2 protein-coding genes are annotated in these 672 nt (G+C 66.1%); both read left to right on the top strand.

Annotated elements, in window-relative coordinates:
• Positions 1 to 170 precede the first annotated feature (170 nt).
• A complete protein-coding gene (locus EPL03_RS20245; protein WP_168216313.1) occupies positions 171 to 311 on the top strand; it encodes a hypothetical protein in 141 nt (46 codons plus the stop codon).
• The coding region (locus EPL03_RS19670) for a hypothetical protein (protein ID WP_135830783.1) at positions 308 to 672 on the top strand (365 nt) is incomplete at its 3' end. The genes EPL03_RS20245 and EPL03_RS19670, both read left to right, overlap by 4 nt.

The following is a 672-nucleotide window of genomic DNA, read 5'->3' as shown; positions in this document are numbered from 1 at the left end:
ACCGTGTTTGACTCCCCTGCAGACAGCATCGACATCGTCGAGGACGTCGTCGGCCGCGTCCGCCATCAGTCCCACGGCATCGCGGTCCGGAACGCCCTTCAACTCCTCGAAGAGACCCCTGATGGCGACCGAGAGCGGACGGGACGGGTCAGCGCTTGCACGGAGGGACCATGAGTCGCTGGAAAGACGCCGACGAGATCCGCCGGGAGATCGCGTACGCCTTCGGCGAGGACCTCGACGTCCTCGACTACCTCCAGCAACAGCATCGCGCGGCCGGGTGGCGCGCTCGCAAAGAGGAGGCCGAACGATGAAGGTCGTTCGCGAAGACCTCCACGGCACCCAAGTCCAGCGCCTCGTCGCCTCCGAATCCCATCCGCCCGACTACGTCGAGGGCGAGGTCGTCGGCTACTATTGCGCGGAGTGCCGGCAGACCGACGAGACCCGCGACCAAATCTGGCACGAGAAGACGTGTTCGCTCGCCGGCCAGCACGGCCGCGAGCACTACGACGGCCTCGAGCCAGCACCAGACGACCCAGCGCCCGAGCTCGACCCAGATACCGAGTTCATCGTCATCGAGAGTGCGGAAACCGAAGGCCGTGGCGGGCTCTGCGAAGGCGAGGTCCTCGGCTTCGTCTGCACCTGTGGAAACGCCGACGAGGACCTCTTCGAGAT

The sequence above is a fragment of the Halorussus halobius genome (assembly GCF_004765805.1).
GTDB classification, from domain to species: domain Archaea; phylum Halobacteriota; class Halobacteria; order Halobacteriales; family Haladaptataceae; genus Halorussus; species Halorussus halobius.
This window is presented reverse-complemented; position numbering and strand designations above follow the sequence as displayed.

Excerpts from the sequence above, each read along its gene's own strand:
- EPL03_RS20245 (WP_168216313.1), top strand. The coding sequence starts at position 171 with ATGAGTCGCTGGAAAGACGCCGACGAGATCCGCCGGGAGATCGCGTAC.